19 protein-coding genes are annotated in these 17,608 nt (G+C 43.4%); 9 read left to right on the top strand and 10 right to left on the bottom strand.

The window, feature by feature from the left end:
* The first annotated feature begins 220 nt into the window (after window positions 1–220).
* Both NDI42_RS04555 and NDI42_RS04550 read left to right on the top strand, forming a co-directional pair.
* Window positions 221–1,618 carry a TldD/PmbA family protein gene (locus NDI42_RS04555; protein ID WP_190458278.1) on the top strand — a complete coding sequence of 466 codons (1,398 nt, stop codon included), beginning with the start codon at window positions 221–223 and terminating at the stop codon, window positions 1,616–1,618.
* A 259-nt stretch (window positions 1,619–1,877) separates the two neighbouring features.
* Window positions 1,878–3,389, top strand: a complete 1,512-nt coding sequence (locus tag NDI42_RS04550) for a hydroxysqualene dehydroxylase (protein ID WP_190458276.1) — start codon at window positions 1,878–1,880, stop codon at window positions 3,387–3,389.
* 61 nt (window positions 3,390–3,450) lie between these two features.
* On the opposite strand, the gene NDI42_RS04545 is transcribed toward NDI42_RS04550, so the two are convergent.
* Both NDI42_RS04545 and NDI42_RS04540 read right to left on the bottom strand, forming a co-directional pair.
* The gene (locus NDI42_RS04545; RefSeq protein WP_348231368.1) at window positions 3,451–3,576 is read right to left on the bottom strand and encodes a hypothetical protein; all 126 of its coding nucleotides are present in this window, start codon (window positions 3,574–3,576) and stop codon (window positions 3,451–3,453) included.
* Window positions 3,577–3,592: 16 nt separating this feature from the next.
* Window positions 3,593–4,669, bottom strand: a complete 1,077-nt coding sequence (locus NDI42_RS04540) for an alpha/beta hydrolase family protein (protein WP_190458274.1) — start codon at window positions 4,667–4,669, stop codon at window positions 3,593–3,595.
* Between the two features lie 173 nt (window positions 4,670–4,842).
* Here NDI42_RS04540 and NDI42_RS04535 point away from each other — a divergent pair, with 173 nt between their 5' ends.
* From NDI42_RS04535 to NDI42_RS04520, 4 genes are all read left to right on the top strand, one after another.
* A complete protein-coding gene (locus NDI42_RS04535; protein WP_190458450.1) occupies window positions 4,843–5,496 on the top strand; it encodes a Uma2 family endonuclease in 654 nt (217 codons plus the stop codon).
* Between the two features lie 71 nt (window positions 5,497–5,567).
* Window positions 5,568–5,948 (top strand): calcium-binding protein, encoded by a 381-nt coding sequence (locus tag NDI42_RS04530; RefSeq protein WP_190458272.1) that lies wholly within the window; start codon window positions 5,568–5,570, stop codon window positions 5,946–5,948.
* Between the two features lie 13 nt (window positions 5,949–5,961).
* Complete coding sequence (locus NDI42_RS04525) at window positions 5,962–6,288, top strand: 2Fe-2S iron-sulfur cluster-binding protein (protein ID WP_190458270.1); 327 nt, start codon at window positions 5,962–5,964, stop codon at window positions 6,286–6,288.
* Between the two features lie 100 nt (window positions 6,289–6,388).
* Window positions 6,389–6,826 carry a hypothetical protein gene (locus tag NDI42_RS04520; RefSeq protein WP_190458268.1) on the top strand — a complete coding sequence of 146 codons (438 nt, stop codon included), beginning with the start codon at window positions 6,389–6,391 and terminating at the stop codon, window positions 6,824–6,826.
* Window positions 6,827–6,966: 140 nt separating this feature from the next.
* Here NDI42_RS04520 and NDI42_RS04515 read toward each other — a convergent pair whose 3' ends face one another.
* Genes NDI42_RS04515 through NDI42_RS04490 form a run of 6 tightly spaced genes read right to left on the bottom strand, consistent with a single transcriptional unit; the run spans window position 6,967 to window position 10,979 of the window.
* Window positions 6,967–7,251, bottom strand: coding sequence for a DUF2470 domain-containing protein (locus NDI42_RS04515; RefSeq protein ID WP_190458266.1), 285 nt, complete (start codon window positions 7,249–7,251; stop codon window positions 6,967–6,969).
* A gap of 39 nt (window positions 7,252–7,290) precedes the next feature.
* On the bottom strand, window positions 7,291–8,244 hold the full coding sequence (locus tag NDI42_RS04510) for an alpha/beta fold hydrolase (protein WP_242017770.1): 954 nt from the start codon (window positions 8,242–8,244) through the stop codon (window positions 7,291–7,293).
* A 35-nt stretch (window positions 8,245–8,279) separates the two neighbouring features.
* On the bottom strand, window positions 8,280–9,224 hold the full coding sequence (locus NDI42_RS04505) for an aldo/keto reductase (protein WP_190458265.1): 945 nt from the start codon (window positions 9,222–9,224) through the stop codon (window positions 8,280–8,282).
* 17 nt (window positions 9,225–9,241) lie between these two features.
* Window positions 9,242–10,063 carry an SDR family oxidoreductase gene (locus NDI42_RS04500; protein WP_190458262.1) on the bottom strand — a complete coding sequence of 274 codons (822 nt, stop codon included), beginning with the start codon at window positions 10,061–10,063 and terminating at the stop codon, window positions 9,242–9,244.
* Window positions 10,060–10,482: a DUF1824 family protein gene (locus tag NDI42_RS04495; RefSeq protein WP_190458260.1), complete on the bottom strand. Its 423-nt coding sequence runs from the start codon at window positions 10,480–10,482 to the stop codon at window positions 10,060–10,062. Before NDI42_RS04495 ends, NDI42_RS04500 begins: the two co-directional genes overlap by 4 nt.
* Window positions 10,483–10,493: 11 nt before the next feature.
* The gene (locus NDI42_RS04490) at window positions 10,494–10,979 is read right to left on the bottom strand and encodes a glutathione peroxidase (protein WP_190418061.1); all 486 of its coding nucleotides are present in this window, start codon (window positions 10,977–10,979) and stop codon (window positions 10,494–10,496) included.
* A 484-nt stretch (window positions 10,980–11,463) separates the two neighbouring features.
* Between NDI42_RS04490 and NDI42_RS04485 the strand changes: the two genes are divergently transcribed.
* Window positions 11,464–12,627, top strand: coding sequence for a hypothetical protein (locus NDI42_RS04485; RefSeq protein ID WP_190458258.1), 1,164 nt, complete (start codon window positions 11,464–11,466; stop codon window positions 12,625–12,627).
* A gap of 214 nt (window positions 12,628–12,841) precedes the next feature.
* Here the strand turns inward: NDI42_RS04485 and NDI42_RS04480 are convergent, their stop codons facing one another.
* Entirely contained in the window at window positions 12,842–13,975 is a 1,134-nt protein-coding gene (locus tag NDI42_RS04480) for a hypothetical protein (RefSeq protein WP_190458256.1), read from the bottom strand.
* On the opposite strand from NDI42_RS04480, the gene NDI42_RS04475 reads away from it, so the two are divergent.
* Window positions 13,974–14,120 carry a hypothetical protein gene (locus tag NDI42_RS04475; RefSeq protein ID WP_190458254.1) on the top strand — a complete coding sequence of 49 codons (147 nt, stop codon included), beginning with the start codon at window positions 13,974–13,976 and terminating at the stop codon, window positions 14,118–14,120. The two genes, NDI42_RS04480 and NDI42_RS04475, sit on opposite strands and share 2 nt — an antisense overlap.
* Window positions 14,121–14,369: 249 nt before the next feature.
* Window positions 14,370–15,695 (top strand): GTPase family protein, encoded by a 1,326-nt coding sequence (locus NDI42_RS04470; protein WP_190458252.1) that lies wholly within the window; start codon window positions 14,370–14,372, stop codon window positions 15,693–15,695.
* A gap of 24 nt (window positions 15,696–15,719) precedes the next feature.
* On the opposite strand, the gene NDI42_RS04465 is transcribed toward NDI42_RS04470, so the two are convergent.
* Entirely contained in the window at window positions 15,720–17,075 is a 1,356-nt protein-coding gene (locus tag NDI42_RS04465; protein WP_190458251.1) for an FAD-dependent oxidoreductase, read from the bottom strand.
* Window positions 17,076–17,608: the final 533 nt, after the last annotated feature.

The raw sequence follows: 17,608 nt of genomic DNA, 5'->3' as shown, positions 1-17,608 counted from the left end.
GGGAAAAGGTAAAAAACAAAAAACTAAACGGAAGGTTGGGTTAGTTCGCCTTAGCCCAACCTTCCATATTCATCTATCAGGTGTTGCTCAGGTTCAACCCAAACTAACAAATAACTGAATTTCAATTTTTCATTTTTAATTGTCAATTACTAATGCAGTGGCGTACTAAGCCCAAAAAATTGCACAATAGAGGCAGTTTATAAATGTTGCTGCAAGACAAATGCCGAGCTTACTCGCTGATGCCAAAAACTTGCTCGCCGATCTGGTTGCTCGTTACTCCTCCCGCGTGGATTATTTAGCGATTCGACTAGAAGAAGCCGAAGGAACCGATATATTTTTGCGAGGCGACAAAATAGAAACCCTCACAGAAGGCATCTCCATTGGTGGACAAGTCCGGGCTTGTTACAAAGGAGGCTGGGGCTTTGCTTCATTCAATCAGCTTTCTACCCTAGCAGAACGGGTGGAAGAAGCGACAAGCGCGGCTCGAATGATTGGCGATGAAGAAACCCTGCTGGCTCCTATAGACCCAGTACAAGCTATCTGTAAGCTGGCGTTGACAGGCACAGATCCGCGACAGATTTCCCTGAAAAGCAAAAAAGAATTGTGCGATCGCTACACCTCCATCCTCAAGAGCGCCAGTTCTTCAATTACCACCACCTCCATCCGCTACAGCGACACATCCCAGCGAATCATCCTCGCCACCTCAGAGGGAACGATGATCGAACAATCCTGGGTGGACATGGAAATGCGCTTTGCTGCAACCGCCCGTAATGGCGAAACTGTGCAAACAGGACGCGAAACCACAGGTTCCCGCAAAGCCTACGAAGATTTAACAAATCTTGACGAGCAGGTAAAAAGTGCCGCACTCCGAGGCGTGGATGCCCTTTCACTACCCCCAGTAAAAGGCAACACCTACACTGTAGTAATTGACCCCATACTCAGCGGGCTATTTGTCCACGAAGCCTTTGGGCATCTCTCAGAAGCAGACATGGCTTACGAAAACCCCGACTTACTGGAAGTCATGACCTTGGGACGGCGATTTGGGCCAAAAGAGTTGCAAATCTTTGATGGTGCTGCACCTGCTGGTCATCGCGGTAGCTACTTATACGACGATGAAGGGACACCAGCCACTACAACTCAGCTAATTAAAGATGGCATCTTAGTCGGACGGCTCCACTCCCGCGAAACCGCCGGGAAATTGGAAGAAGCCCCCACAGGCAATGCTCGTTGTCTTAACTACCACTATCCGCCCCTCGTCCGCATGACGAATACATGGATTGAGCGGGGTAAGACACCCGTGCCAGATTTATTCACAGGTATCAAAGAAGGCGTTTATGCCCGCAACTGGTTAGGAGGGATGACAAACGGGGAAATGTTCACTTTCTCCGCCGCTGAAGCCTGGATGATCCGCGATGGGAAAATTGCTGAACCAGTTCGAGATGTAACGCTTTCCGGTAACGTCTTCAGCACCTTAGCTGATATTGAAGCCATTGGTGATGATTTCTACTGGGATGAATCCGGCGGTTGCGGCAAAGGCGGACAAAATGGTTTACCTGTAGGCTGTGGCGGGCCAAGTCTGCGGATTAAAAATGTCATTGTCGGGGGAGATGCGGAATAGAGTTTTGAGTTTTGCGGAGCCGGAGACTTCCCTTGCTCCGCAGTTTTGAACTTAGAGAATTTTTTCTGATAGCGGTTCTTAGGATGCAATACACTCTGACCCCCAGCCCTTCAAGGGTTGGGGCTAAATCCCCCTTTTCTTCAAGCAGGGTGTTTCTTTTAATAATTAATAAATGAAACCACCCTGCCTCCACGAAGAGCGGGGAGGGACAGGGATGAGGTTCTTAATTGTCATCCTGAAAAAAAATGGAGAGTGCGCGATGTCAACAGAAACAAAAACCCCAAAAGTAGTCGTCGTTGGTGCAGGTTGGGCAGGTTTAGGCGCTACCTACCACTTAGCAAAACAAGGCTATGACGTAACCCTCCTAGAAGCTGGTTCTTATCCCGGTGGCTTAGTCGCAGGCTGGAAAACAGCGGCGGGGCGTTCTGTCGAAGCTGGTATTCACGGCTTCTGGTATCCGTACCGAAATATATTCTCTCTGGTCAACGAATTAGGGCTAAATCCCTTTACGCCTTGGACTCGTTCCTCCCAGTATTCCCCCGCAGGATTAGAAGTTGAATCGCCGATTTTTCAAGATTTGCCGCGACTACCTACGCCGCTTGGGACTTTTCTCTACACTCAGTTTAAGCGGTTGCCGTTAAGCGATCGCATCTCAGCTTTACCTCTACTCTACGCCGTCCTCGATTTTGACAACTCCGATGAAGCTTGGCGACGCTACGACAAGGTAACAGCAAGAGAACTCTTCAAAGATTTTGGCGTTTCGGCACGACTTTACCATGATTCCTTCGAGCCGATGCTGCTGGTAGGCTTATTTGCCCCCGGAGAGCAATGTTCCGCCGCTGCTGCACTAGGTATGCTTTATTACTTCATTTTGGCTCACCAACCCGATTTTGATGTCGTCTGGTGTCGCGGAACTGTTGGAGAAAAGATATTCCGTCCTTGGGTGCAACGCATCGAACAAGCGGGGGGAAAATTACTCGCCAACCGTCGAGTAAGTGACGTAATTGTTGATAGCAATAATCAAGCAACAGCTGTTGTCTGCGGTGATGAAGTTTTTGAAGCTGATGCGGTTATTTTCGCTGTTGGTATCAGCGGCATGAAGAAGATTGTATTAAGTAGCCCTAGCTTACAAAGTCGTCAAGAATTTCGGGATATTCACAACTTGGGCGCGGTTGATGTGTTAGCAACTCGCCTCTGGTTTGACCGCAAAATTAATATTCCTCGTCCTTCCAATGCCTGTTTTGGTTTCAATGCAACAACTGGCTGGACATTTTTTGATTTGAACGTGCTGCATGATGAATACCGCGATGAACCGGGAACAGTTATTGAGGCTGATTTTTATCACGCCAATCAGTTTATCCCGTTAAGCGATGAGGAAATTGTGCCGCTAGTTCAGCGCGATTTAGCAACTTGCGTGCCAGCTTTTCGCGAAGCCAAGGTAATTGATAGCAGTGTTATTCGTCTGCCGAATGCAGTTACTCACTTTCTTCCCGGTAGCTATCAGTATATGTTGCCTGGATTAACGAGTATCAATAATGTTTTTATGAGTGGTGATTGGATTGTTACCCGTCACGGTTCCTGGTCGCAGGAAAAGGCTTATGTGACAGGTTTGGAAGCAGCAAATTTGGTAATTTCACGCTTTGGGCGTGGGAGTAAGGCTTTACTTTTACCAGTCGAGGCGGATGAACCGCATATTCAATTTGGTCGGTCAATTAACCAAACCCTACGTAATTTCGGCAAAACTTTATTACCTGATTTGTGGCTACCTTAAGATGCACACTATCACAATTACTATTCCTGATGACCGCTTAATGAATTTGCATTATAAGCGCTTAGCATGACGAGAGGAGTTTACTGAGTGGCTTCGCAGTCATATTGTTGAAAGGTAGAATAAATAGAATGCTATTCGGCGATCGCGTTTTTGTGGGAATGCGATCGCATACTCTACCCATAGACATAGCAAAACTTTATTACCTAATTTTTGGCTACCTTAGAATTATTTAGCTGTCTTCTTTTCTTCAGTCCAAACACTGCACCAAAACCACTTAGCAAGACCAAAGCAGATGTCAAAGAGGATTCGGTAACTGGCTTTGATTGGCTAGTTACCTTCACATTTGCATCCAGAGCATCCCCTGTAGAATACACATAATCAAAAGCCTCTTTGTCATCGAGAACGCTGGCACGCAAGAAAAGTGCGCTCCAGCGAGCTACAGTTTCTACTGCTACATCTTGTGCAATTGTTGGAGTGTTCATATCCGGTCTTGCACCCACAGGATTGTTAGTATTTGTGATGCCATAGTGGTTAGCACCGAAAATAGTAATTATTGCTTTAGGAGGGTTTTGGATCTGCTCGTATGTTTTTTGAGCATTGACAGGAAGAGCAATGTTATCAAGATTTCCCTGCAAGAGAGCAGTCGGAATTTTTGAATTGTTGATGGGGATAAATTCTTGAGTATTGAAGTTCCGTAAATTTGCACCAAAAAACGCTCCTGCTACGAGTTCATTAGGTCGGCTGAAGGAGCCTTCACATAAAATAGGAAGGCAGAGGTTGGCAATAGCAGATAATCCAACAGCACCCCCTTGGGAGTGACCGAGTAAGGCTAGTTTCTGCGTATTGATAACGCCAGCAACAGGTGAAGTAGAGTTGGAGTTCTCTTGCACCATTTGTGCCAGAACAGCGTTTAATTGTGACGTTTCGGGTAGAAGTCCCGTAAATCCGAACTGTGGCAGTGACTTCTGGTGATTGGGTACAACCACTACAAATCCGTAGCTTGCTACTGTACTGGCAAAATTTGTGTAATTTGATTTATCGACATTCGCACCTTGCAACAGCAGAGCAATGGGAAAAGAATGATTGCCAGTTTTCAGGTTCTCTGGGTTTGGAAAGTAGATATCTGCTAAGTCATTATTAGCGGAGATTCTTGTGCTGTAGCTACCCACATCGTTAAACAAAGGAGCATCGCTGAACCTTGCAGCAGCAGTTTCCCCGATACCACCAACAATGAACACTGCACCAGCAGAAGCTATTGACAACACTCTTAGGCTAGCCACAGAACTTACTCCTTTATCAAATACGTATGCAGGATGAGAGATTATCAAATAATATTACTGGCAACAACTTTTTTTGGATACAGAATGCGAGGCTGAACACAGCTGCTTCGCTTCACGCCTCCTCATTACCCACTCAACTTGATATCTTGGTAGAAAACGCGGGGTTCAGTCCTATGGTGACGACAGCGAAAACCACTCAAGGGAGAGTTGTACTGAAAAACATCAGTTGGCAAACTTTTGAAACAATACTTGCAGAGATGGGAGAAGATCGTAACACCCGACTGGCTTACGATCGCGGAACGCTGGAAATTATGACCCCGCTGATGCCTCATGAGCATAACAATAGACTGCTGGAACACTTGGTTTTCGCTTTAGCTGAGGAACTGAACCTCAATCTCAGAAGCGCTGGATCTCTCACTTGTAAGCGTCCAGACTTTCAGCGGGGTGTTGAACCAGATTCTTGCTTTTATATTCAAAATGAACCGCTAATCAGACAGAAAAGGGATATCGATTTAACTATTGACCCACCTCCAGACTTAGCAGTCGAGGTGGACTATACCAGCGCTTCTGTTGACCGACTTTCAATTTATCTCGCTTTGGGTGTTCCGGAAGTTTGGCGTTACGACGAACCTGTGATTCAAATTTATCAATTGCGAGAAGGTGTGTATGTACCGTGCGCTGTCTCTCCTACTTTTGCAAATCTACCCTTAACCACAGAAATTCCAGGGTTTTTGGAAGAAAGTCTAAGAATTGGGGAAATCCCCATGATTCGGTCTTTTCGCGCTTGGGTTAGACAGCAAATAGAGCATCGTGATGACAATCATTGAGAAGAATTGAGAACGCGATCGCTCGAAAGATTTATTATATTCAAAGTTTAATTATCTAGAGCCGATGTCTTATGCCTAACGTTGAGGAAGACAAAATCCGAGAAGATCGCATTGCAATGGAGATCATCGTCGATGCCTATGACGAGGAAGAAGAGGCGATGGGATGGTACAACTACCTTAACGATAATCTTAACTTCCCCTTTAAAGCTAAATGGGTGAGAAAGGGACGCAAATCATCCTCACCTGAAGGTAAAGAAGTTGAGGTGGTGGAAATGTCATCAGAGGATGAATGCTCGCACGATATGTTTGTAGAAGTGCTTTACAAAGATGCTACAGGTGAAGATACGTTCTCGGCTCGTTTATCTGACATAGAACCGATTGATGCTGATAGCGAAACCTTGGAAGCAATGGCCGATTGGCACTATTGGGTTGGCAGAGGATACGAGTTTTAAAGGAGTCGTTTTAATGGCAGTTTATCAAGTCCGGCTGGTGAATTCGGCACTCAATCTCGACCGCATCATCGAAGTACCAGACGATCAGTACATCTTGGATATGGCTGAAGATGCGGGGATTCGATTACCTTCTGGCTGCAAACAAGGGGAATGTTCGGCTTGTGTCGCCAAGTTGGTGAGTGGTGAAGTAGACCAAAGCGAACAAAAGTTTCTGCGTCCAAAAGAACTAGAGGCTGGGTATATCGTTACCTGTGTGGCTTATCCCCTGTCGGATTGCACTTTGGAAACCCACCAAGAACAAGTTTTGTATAAATCGGCTCTTTACTATAAGCCTGAATGATTTTTGTTATTACTAGGGAAATTCTCAAAAATCCTAGTGATACAATTCTTTCTAGACTAATTCTTTTTATCCAGCCCTTTAATTTAAAATCCAAAATAGTATGCGTCGCTTACTTTACGAAAAATCTGTTTCCTATAAAGGGCATCTAATCATCCCTTTTGTTTTTGGGATGGCTAATGCTGAACATATTTACTCTTATACATTACTCTCTGAATTGGGACATAAAGGTAAATTCCATAAGGTAGAAAATCCTGCTGGCATCTATTCTAGTCGCATTGCTGCCATCATTGATGTTGCTAAGGAACATCTGGATGAACATTCAGATATTGTCAGTATGGGTGATTATTTTAAGAGTAGATACGTGTATCGTGAGAATTTGATAATTGTTTATCAATTATCAGAAAAATATTTTTATGACCATTATAAACCTGAAAGTTTAAATAATGTTGCCGCACCCAAAATATTCACAAGCGATCGCGAGTGTATAAACTGGATAAAACGGGGACTCGATAGTTCGCAGATTAATCAAGAAGTATAAGCTAAAAACTTCAAAGCGCAAAGTAAAGAAACCCAACACAATATAAGCGTTGGTTGGGTTTCGCGCCGCACGAGACTAACCTACAATTATGGTTAATTATAGGGTTATGCTGTGGCGTGGACTCCCTAAATATCCACGTTTTATTTGGAATTGGAACGCGCCTGTTTTATCATTTCAATGAGTGTATGGTGAGCATCTTCGGCATCTTTTAGCGCATGGTCGAACTGAATGCGAATTGGCGTAGCATCATCATTCATTTGGGCAATTAGATTCATTCCCAAAGAATCAATTGATAGCATTTCTGCTGCGATCGCATTGGGAGTATCGCCAAAAGTTTTAGCGTAAAGAACTATTGCATCTGCATGGTCATCGTTCATGTGTTTGCAGATGCGATCGCTTATTTCAGGAGTTATTTGTTCAGGCATTAGTTAAATTCCTCTTGTGTAATAATAATCCTAGCTCACCTAATTAAGCCCTGTTGGGGGGATCTCCTTGACAAAATCTGCAACTACGGTGACAAATTTAGCCGTAGATTCATAGGGTAAAACATTACGTCCTGACATTTTGACACCGTGACCGTTGGGTAAAAACTTCAGATAGTCAGCTATTCGTTCATCTGGTGTTTCCCCTTTTCCAGACTGACTGATACTTGATGCAGTGTCTCCTACGACTACTAGAGTAGGTTTGGTAATGGATGCGATCGCATCCTGATAATCCTGTCGCCAAAACCCCGCCAAAAACGAAAAAACAGCGTAGCGACTATCTGGATTAACCGCACCTTTCACCAGTGTATCCAACCACTCCTCATCTACTGAATCCTGATCAGCAAATAATTGGCGAATCGAGAACGAATCTAAAAACTGCGGTCGTCGCGCATAGCGGTAAAAAGCACTACCAAAAGGAGATTCTAAAAGATTCCAAACTATTTTTTGCTTCAAACCTTTTGAAGGTTTAGTAATCACCGCCCACGCCGGAGGCCCAGCCAACACCAAACCTCTAACCAAGTTAGATTGTAGGCGAACCAACTCAATTGCTACAGGTAACAAAGCACCTTGCACCACTACAATCACAGGTTTTTGCACCACTGTTTGCAAAAAATGTTGCAACTGTTCAGCCCAATTTGTGGGATTATAAGCCACAGGCGGCATATCGCTTTCGCCGCATCCCAATAAATCAGGATTATAAATTGAGTTTTGGCAATCTTTTTCATACCATTCCCGGCAGAATCTATCCCAAAACTTACGAGATAACCCGACACCAATAGGATGAATTAACAGCAGAGGAATTCCGTTATCTGTCGTTTGATTAATTGGATTATAAACTTCGTAAGCACAGCGATAATTTTTCCAATTATAAAACTGTGTTGGAGAAACTGCCACATTCTCAGTAATCATTAAATTTTCAGATACTGATTGCATAATTCTTTGCGTCCTTTTGGTTTAAAAACTCACAACTATCGTTCGTAAGAGTAAATATCTCCAGGTTGCTTAAACAAAGCATCTGAACTCTGACAAAGTAATTGTAAATCTTCTGTATCTAGACTCCAACTTAAAGCTTCCACATTCTTCTGTATCTGCTGACGATCTATAGTAAAGCCAGAGATTACAGCAGCAACACCAGGCTGTTGCTTAACCCAATTTAGTGCAACTTGGGAAATAGTCTTATTGTATTTCTGCGCTACCTGTGCCAATGTTTCCAGCATTTCCAGTACAGGGTTCCAACCACCGTGCGCCCTAATCATACTATTGTAATAGAAGCTACGAGCGTGAGATGATTCGCTTGGAGGTGAGGTGACACCTCGAAACTTTTCTGACAAGAAACCGCCTGCTAAAGGGCCATATGGCAACAAAGCAATATTGTGCTTCAGGCAAAGTGCCTGCATTGAGTTTTCTACACGTCTGTCAATCAAACTATACTGAACTTGATGAGTGCTGATGGGGGCGTATTCTACAGCTTTTTCCAACATCGGCGTATTAAAGTTTGTGACACCAAGCTGGCGAATTTTTCCTTGTTCTAATAAATCCTTGAAAGCGGCAAAAGTAGAGGCAAAATCTAGCTGCGGGTTGTGCCAGTGGATTTGCACGCCATCTAAGGTTTCTTGCTGCAAATTCCGGAGAGAAGCTTCAATTTTGCTTTTAATTTGTGCGGGAGTGGGGACATTCCCGAAAAAGACAGCTTTAGTAAAAATTGTGCGATCGCGTCCTTTCAGCAAGCGACCAACAACACTTTCACTCCGTCCATAAATGTCTGCTGTATCAAAAGTATTGATACCTAAAGCTAAGTAAATGTCCAGCGCACGGGCAATGTCATTTTCTGAAATTTGTTTCCAGCTGCGGTCATCGAGTTGCCAGCAACCGACAATTAAAGATGTATTTGAAAGTAATTCTTTATTGCTCATGCCTTATAATATATCAATTACACTATCATTTGTGGATGAATCAACTGATATCCTGCGTCTTTTATCTTTTCATTAGAAACCAGTGCATTGTATGGTCGAACGCTCTTAAGAGACGAATCCCATAAAACTTTAGGCAAGTTGTGTTTTTCGCACATTCTATCCAGCAGTTCTCTACTTGTCAGATGGGCATCATCTACTAAGTTATAAATGCCTTGCAGTCGGTGCTGACGGACGAATTCTATAGCAGCAACGATATCATCAAGGTGAATCCAATTTGTAATATCTTCTCCGCTTCCAGGTCTGGTTGTTCCGGGTGCATTGCGAAAAATCTTCACCAGTTCGCGACCAGAACCATAAATTCCACCCAAGCGAAGAATACAAACGCCTAGATTTTTAGTTGATGCTGGCAGTAATACTTCCTCAGTTTGAGACAGAATTTTACCATTTGAATTTTCTGGGGCAACAGGTGATTTTTCATCTACTAATGAGCCATTTCTATCGCCATAGATAGAGTAACTTCCCGTGTAAATTAGTTGTCGCAGCGAACCTATTTGGGGTAAAATTGACGCTAAATTTTGAGCAGTTTCCAGATAACTTTCTTCGTACCCATTGGCACTCTTCGCCCCAACGCTTAAAAGCACAGTATCCTGGTTTTCCAACACTGATTTTAGTCCTTCTGGATTGTTGCCTTTAACTACTACAACTCTTTGGGCAACTGCTTCCAATTCTGAAACTTTTTCCGGGGTGGTTGTGGTTGCGGTGACAACAAAACTTGATTTTTGCCAATATTGAGCAACTGCTTTACCAACGTAACCACAGCCAATGATTGCTACGTTCATGACGATTCCGATGTGAATAAATCTAGTGGCAAATGCCCGTACATTTCGTTGATTCCTCCGTCATATGCAGACTGGCAGGAAATTAAAACTCCGCGATGTTCTCCTGTGTAAGAATCAAGATAACACAAACTCGTTTTTGGGTTAAATTTGATGTAAACAGAGCCATCTATTGCCGATAATTGGGGTATTTCATAACCCAAAACTGCTACATAAGTTTTCAAAGCCAGAATACCCTGTTCTGCGGTGTCGGCGCAAATTCCTAATATTTGATTATCGCAAAGCTCTGTCACCAAAAGTAAAGCTTGACGAATTGAATCTTTAGTTGGTGCTGATTCAGTGGCACTCTTTACGCAGTCGAAAGTCTTAAGGATTTTATGCGCCTCTTCAACAGTGAGATTAGCCGGGTTTTGTATGGACATAAATTTTACAGTTATTTTGCTAACTCACGTTCAATTGCAGCAATCAATTCAGGAGAATCTGGCTTGACGCTACTATTAAATCTGGCGACCACTTCACCCTGCTTGCTGATTAAGAATTTCTCAAAATTCCAAGAAACATTTCCTGTAGGTTCAACTGCATTGGTGAGTCGATTATAAAGTGGGTGCTGTTGGGAACCTTTGGCGTGAACTTTGTCAAACATCTCAAAGTTAACGCCGTAGTTTTTCGTGCAGAATTGCATAATTTCTGCGTTGCTTCCAGGTTCTTGCGCTCCAAAGTCGTTGCAGGGGAAAGCTAAGACGCGCAACCCAGTATCTCGATATTTTTGGTTTAACTGTTCCAGTCCTTTGTATTGAAGCGTGTAGCCACAATAGGAAGCCACATTTACTATTAAGAGTACCTTTCCGGCGTACTCGGAGAGTTGTTTATCTTCCCCATTGATGGTTTTTACAGCGATGTCGGAAACTGTGTTGCTCATTTTGAATTTTCTTCCATTTTGTATTGTGGTAGCACACTTAAAATAGTGCATATTTTGTAGGTTGGGGAGCCACACGAAAAGCGGAGGTTCCCCTCGTTGAGCGATGTGGCGTTTGAGGCACCTTACCCAATAACTCACGCTTGTTTACTGGATGTTGAGTTTCAAAAACCCTACCTACCTCCAAAATTGTAAGGGTTTTGGTGCGTTACGTTGCACTTACGCACCCAACTTGCTTAGGTATTATCCGTTAATTTAGCAAGTAAGCATTTATTCAGTTTTGCCATCGAAACCCAACAAATCCTTGTGGGTATTAGGTTGCGATCGCAAAACCCAATATACAATTTTCTTACGCTAATCTACGTACTTGTTAGAGAAAATACTGAACTTTTTAATACTTGCCGGACACGGAGAGAAGCTGTCGAAAAACTTATCGGCGTGGGAAAGGACTCGACAGATACACCTATCTTTAATTGAGGCAACTTTTGTGAATATAAGTTTTTTCAAGAACAAAACGTGGAAATTTTTGCTGGCGTTTGCGATCGCGTTCGTTCTATCATTTGAATTCAACACCGTCGCCACATCCCAAACCACTCGGATTCTACTCGGTTATGGTGGCGGCGCTAGCTTAGTCCAAGGTACGTGGACAGATAGCCTGGACATTTCTAAAGAAGCAGGCTTACCCAAACCAGATATGCAGCAGATTTGGGTAGGTAAGGGATGGGAGCCAATCTGGTATGGTTGCGTCTCAGGTCAGACTACTTGCACAAGTACAGCTAGGATGAAACAAGAAGGTGTCATCCCGGTTTTTATCCTTGACTTCATCACAGCCGATGCTCAAACTAAAAAAACTTGGGCGGAAATTGAAGCTAGGAAAAGTTGGTATTTTTCCGAGTTAGACCGCTTCGCCAAGGAAGTCCTAGCTAAAACCACAGGACAAGTATACCTGGTGCTAGAACCAGAGCATAACTTAGTGGGAACCCTCCGCGACCCCGCCTTAGTATCATCTGGTTGGGATGCGAGTATACCGCAAAATTTTGGTAAATTGATGGCTGAAGCTGCCCAAAGACTACGCAACTCAAGTCGGTCTGTCACCGGACTGCGGGTGAAAGTCGGTTTAGCTTTTGGTGACTTCAACCCCGGAACGGGTGGCTTAGACAAATTTCTAACCACTCTGAGTGCAGCAGCACCAGGAGTAGAGTTTTTTGGCTTCCAAGTGACGCAGGGGCCCTGGCGTAATGATGGCAATGGATGCCAACGCTTAACCCCGGATCAAGCTAAGCTTTCTGATATGCCTGACCGGATAATCGAGATTGCTAACTTCATCAAGACGAAACTGGGAAAATCGTCTATGATAGACTACCTTTTCCTGATGGCAGATCCAAACACTGATTGGGATAATGGTGGAGCTTTAGTTTATCAGGAGTTGCGATCGCGCCAGCAAGAATTGCTTAATGCGGGATTGTTTGGTTTGATGCACTTTACCCAAGTTGATACGCCACTATCTGAACCGAATGGTTACTGGTGCGATGGTGAAAAGTACAGAGGCATTATCGCACCCGCAGCACAACTGGCAGACTACAGTTACCAGCGACCTTTTTATCTGAAAAAGATGGGACAGGCGTTAGGGTATTGGATAGCAAATCGGTAAAAATTAAAACACCCAGCGATTGGACGCGGCTACCAAGTCCGTCTGCGTGGATTAAATTCGGATTAATTCTTGATAGTGGGTTTTGTTCAAGAACCAAAATAACTTGTAGTTTGACAAGTTTTAACTGGGAACACCCGACGTGATGTAATGGTACGATATCGCCTACGTTTGAGAGCCAAGCGTCAGGCGATATTCGTCTATAAGAGAAACCATTTTAAACAGAGAGTTTCAATTCTAGAGGCTTAGACGGGATGATGTACATTAATTCTGCGCCGTCGGGTTTAGATTCTGTATAGGGAGCTAATTTCAGCCAGTCATGGAAGCTAATTCCCAATTGCGCGATCGCTTGTATTTCTGTCTGATACGCTTCAAAACGGCGATTAGTTTCCACCATAGATTCTATTACTTCCAGCACTTCGGGAAGACGTTTATCAGCCTCTCGCTTCAAATCTTCATTACTTGGCCCAAACCAACTTCCTGCAACCTCAACGCGAGTTAGAATTGCCGCTGGTAACGATTCAGCCCATTTATCAGGTTCTTTCGCCATCTTAAGCAAATTGTGACGTTGAAGCTCAAACACAGCATTTTCATCCAAACCTGGGTCAATCCACTGGTAAATTCGGGTTAGTCGCCGCAAATCTATCTTACCTTTGAACTGAGGCTGTAAGTAAGCTGCTGGGTTAGAAGTAAGTAGAAGCTTAATATATTTAAGAATACGAGAACGGACAACTTTCGCGCCTTCTTGGAAGCGACTTAGTGCTGTTTCGGGTTCTCCTAACTCAAGATGACAACGTGCTTCAGCAATATAAGCTAGAGATAAGGTCAAAAGATATTCATCAGCAATCTGGCTACCTTGTTCCAGTTCGTTATCGGTATAACCTGTGTAATGATGTTGAGCTGCTAAAAGGCGATCAATAGCAGCAAATGCAGCACGTTCACGGTTTTCAACTTTGGACATCGTAAAAGCACTAACTGCCAAATCCAGTGCGGCACGAAAGTTAGCGTAGTATCCAAGATCAATTTTGCGGTCAATCTTATTCAATAGTTCTTCTGCATTTTTTAGGCGTTTTTCTAATTCGTTAAGGCGCTGGTTTATTACAGCAAATCCGATCACTGATACACCCAGGTTAAGCAGACTGGCAGCAGAACCTACCATCAAAAGTCCTTGAGCCATTTGCAATTGCTGCGGCAATTGAGCAGTGGTTGAGCCAAATTCCCGTAAAAAAGTAACGATTCGCCCTGTTCCTACTTCTCTAATCACACCCCCAGCGCGCTCAAAGGTTCCATCTGCAAGTCCCTTGGCGATCCAATCAGCGAGCATAAACGTTGCTGTAACTGTTAAAGTCATGATTTTCTCCTGGTTGCTAAAACTTAAGCAGCGCGATCGCGTCCTTTCTCAGTATTCCCACCAGGCTGCTAGAGCTAACAACAGAGGTTGCATTGAAAGTTTAGACTTGCGATCGCACGGAAACGAAATTAGCCTTCGACCGTAGACCCCAAGTGTATGCAATGCCTCGTTCCATGCAATCAAAAAGCCCCTACCGCTAATCAAAATTAAGGTTACAGAATTTTCTTTTAATAAATGAAACCACCGTGCTTCCCTTGAAGAGAAGGGGCTGAGGGTTAGTTTCTGTATTTAATACAACTGAGAAACCCTATAAAAGCGGATCTTCTTGTGCCGTTGCTTGTAGTCTGGATAATAGACTCGATGTAGTCTGAACCTATCCGCTTTTTTGATGCCCATGACTGAGCAACGTGATGCTGACTCGCCTTCAGCTAATTCTCAGCAATTGAGTGAACCGACTGATGTAACAACTGGGTCAGTCGATGATTCCCCGATAAACCGCATTGCAGGTGTCTGGAACAACGCAACAACACGCTTGAGGCAACTCCTACCCATAGAAGCGGCTCAGAAGGCTGCTGGGTTGTTTAGCGTCAGCGAAGAGCGAATTGCAGAGATTTTAGAGAGTGTTCGAGCCGAATTACCAACCACAGAAGCCTTGTTGATTGGTAAGCCCCAAGCCGGGAAAAGTTCGATTGTGCGAGGACTGACGGGCGTTTCACCTGAGATTGTGGGTCAGGGATTTCGTCCCCACACCCAGCACACCGAACGCTATGCCTATCCTTCTGACGATCTGCCGTTGCTCATCTTTACAGATACAGTTGGGCTAGGAGATGTCAATCAGGACACACAGGCGATTGTGCGGGAGTTGGTGGGAGATTTGCAACAGGAAACTCACCGCGCCAAAATCCTGATTCTGACCGTCAAAATCAATGATTTTGCCACCGACACGCTGCGACAAATTGCACAGAACTTGCGTCAGCAGCATCCAGATGTTCCCTGTCTGTTGGCTGTCACCTGCTTACATGAAGTTTATCCAAACGATACCTCCGATCATCCTACTTATCCACCTGACATTGAGCAGGTAAATCGAGCCTTTGCCGCGCTCCAGCAAGCCTTTTCCGGAGTGTGCGATCGCTCAGTATTAATTGACTTCACTCTAGAAGAAGACGGCTACGATCCGGTATTTTATGGCTTAGAGGCGCTCAGAGATGCTCTAGCAGACCTACTCCCGGAAGCTGAAGCCCGTGCGATTTATCAGCTGTTGGATAAGGGAGCTAGTGAGAAAATTGGCAACCTTTACCGGGATGTCGGAAGACGCTATATGTTGGCATTTTCCATCATGGCAGCCACGGTTGAAGCTGTGCCACTACCATTTGCCACCATGCCAGTGCTGACTGCTTTGCAAGTATCGATGGTGGGTATTTTAGGGAATTTGTACGGGCAAACAGTGACTCCATCGCAGGCGGGGGGTATTGTCAGCGCGATCGCTAGTGGGTTTCTGGCGCGGGCAGTCGGGCGAGAGTTAATCAAATTCATACCTGGTATAGGGAGTGTAATAGCAGCTTCCTGGGCTGCTGCGTACACTTGGGCGTTGGGCGAAGGAGCCTGCGTTTACTTCGGGGATTTAATGGGGGGCAAGAAACCAGACCCTAAGAAAATTCAGTCTGTGATGCAAGAAGCGTTTAAGACAGCGCAAGAACGGTTTAAGTCCACCAAACGTTGAGACAACTGCCATGCCATGCAATAGTTATGTAATTTGAGCCAAAGCTTGCTCATCCCCTAAATCTTGCAAGAATCGGTTTTTGTCAAATGTATACTCTTGACCCAGAAAATCTAGAATTTTTTCTGTATCATATTCGGCATTTTGTAAGCAAGTTGAAGCCCCAGGAGAAGGCGTTATGTTAAATACTATATTTTCTCCTAGAATTTTAGCTTCTCCCAACTCAAGGCGCTTATTCTTAAGATTAACAATTTGAGGTCTAATTCCTCCATACCCTTTAGCCAGAGACAAATCGCTCAATTGTAATGAAGGAACAATTTTTTGCGCCTCTTTTAAAAATAACCTCCTACCAATTAAGGGAATATCGTAAATATAATTTCTCAATATATATTTCAATATCACCTTATCTGAAAGGATATTGAAAAAGCTTAAAAAAGCATTGATACTGAGTCCGGCTGTTCTAAAATAGTCAAAAATACTAGCATAGTTACGTCCCTCTAACTGAAAAGTAACTTTGGCAGTTGGGCCAAATCTAGTCTTACTTTGATCGTGAACTTCTGAATCTCCATGAATAGCTGCAAAAGGTATTTCTTTCATCTGTACAGTATAGACTTTACCGTTTAAAACCCCTGGTGCCAGGTAAAAATTCCCTGCTACATTCAGGAGCGCATAATCTTTTCCGTATCCTAGAGATTTTGCAAACAGTAAACTATAGGCTGCTGCTGTAAAAATAACCACCTTAGCAACCACTACTTCTTTATCAGTTTGAATCTGATAAAATCCTCCTTCTTTTTTGATATTTTTAACCTTTGTTTCCATCATCAAATCAATTCTTTCTTGAGCCTTATTAATTGCTCTTTCTAAAAATGATTGGGATAGCTTCTGAAAATCTATTGTGTAACCTTCCTCAGTAAACAAAGCCAAAATTTCTTCTTCAGGCGATCTATCGTTTACTAGATTAGGTTCTATAAATTTAATTTCTTCTTTTCCAATCAATTTCAACTTAGGAAACAGCGACTTAAATTCTTTGTATCTTTCTCTAAGTTCTTCAATTTGTTCTTTTCCTATACCCAAAACCATTTTGTGGTATTTGCTGTATATTTCTTGCTGCGGATCGTTTCTCAAAATATAATTTTTAACTAAACTAGAAGCTTTGTTGACTTTTTGAGCTTTCTCCAAAGTGTAGTTAGTCTCTATGTCGCCAAAATGAAGTGTTTGGCTATTACTTGTTTTATGAGAGTTACCTAAAGCAACTTCTGAATTCTTTTCTATTAAAACAATGCGCTTTACGTTGGTATAGTTGCTTAAGCTATATAGTAAAGCGGTTCCAGAGACTCCCCCTCCAATGATAGCTACTTCATAGATGCTGTTCTCAACTTGCATAGTTTCTCCAAAATGTAACGAAGAGTAAGAAAAGACCAAACAAAAAGGGAAAAATCTAAAATATTAGTTAGATTAATAGTTATATAACCTAAACTAGATAGCTTGCCTAGATAGATAAGAGCAGAAATTATGCTGAAGAAAAAACTTATTTTGTTGTAAACTATGTTACATTTTCCAATCAGGGTTTATAGCCACTATTTTTAGAATAACAGTCTCTAAGATAGGATAAGTCACTCCACAGTTATAATTGCGCTCATTCGCCAGACAGAAAACCCGCGCTAAATCGCCCCACTTGCCAAGTAGTAGAAGATTTTCGAGCTTCTGCGAGACAGATCACTGCTAACTTCAAATATTCTAAAGCGCACGATAGGCGAACTTGCAACTCAATTGTCAACAGTTGTTCACTATCCAGTATTGAGATATAGCGTTTCCTAGTCTGCTGAGGTACAGTAACAGCAGTGTGTAAACCAATTTTGGATGTCCTTCAAGGAGAGCTTATTAAATGCTTCCTCTATGGCTTTGGCTAAGTCAGG

It is taken from the genome of Funiculus sociatus GB2-C1 (assembly GCF_039962115.1).
Classification (GTDB): domain Bacteria; phylum Cyanobacteriota; class Cyanobacteriia; order Cyanobacteriales; family FACHB-T130; genus Funiculus; species Funiculus sociatus.
This window is presented reverse-complemented; position numbering and strand designations above follow the sequence as displayed.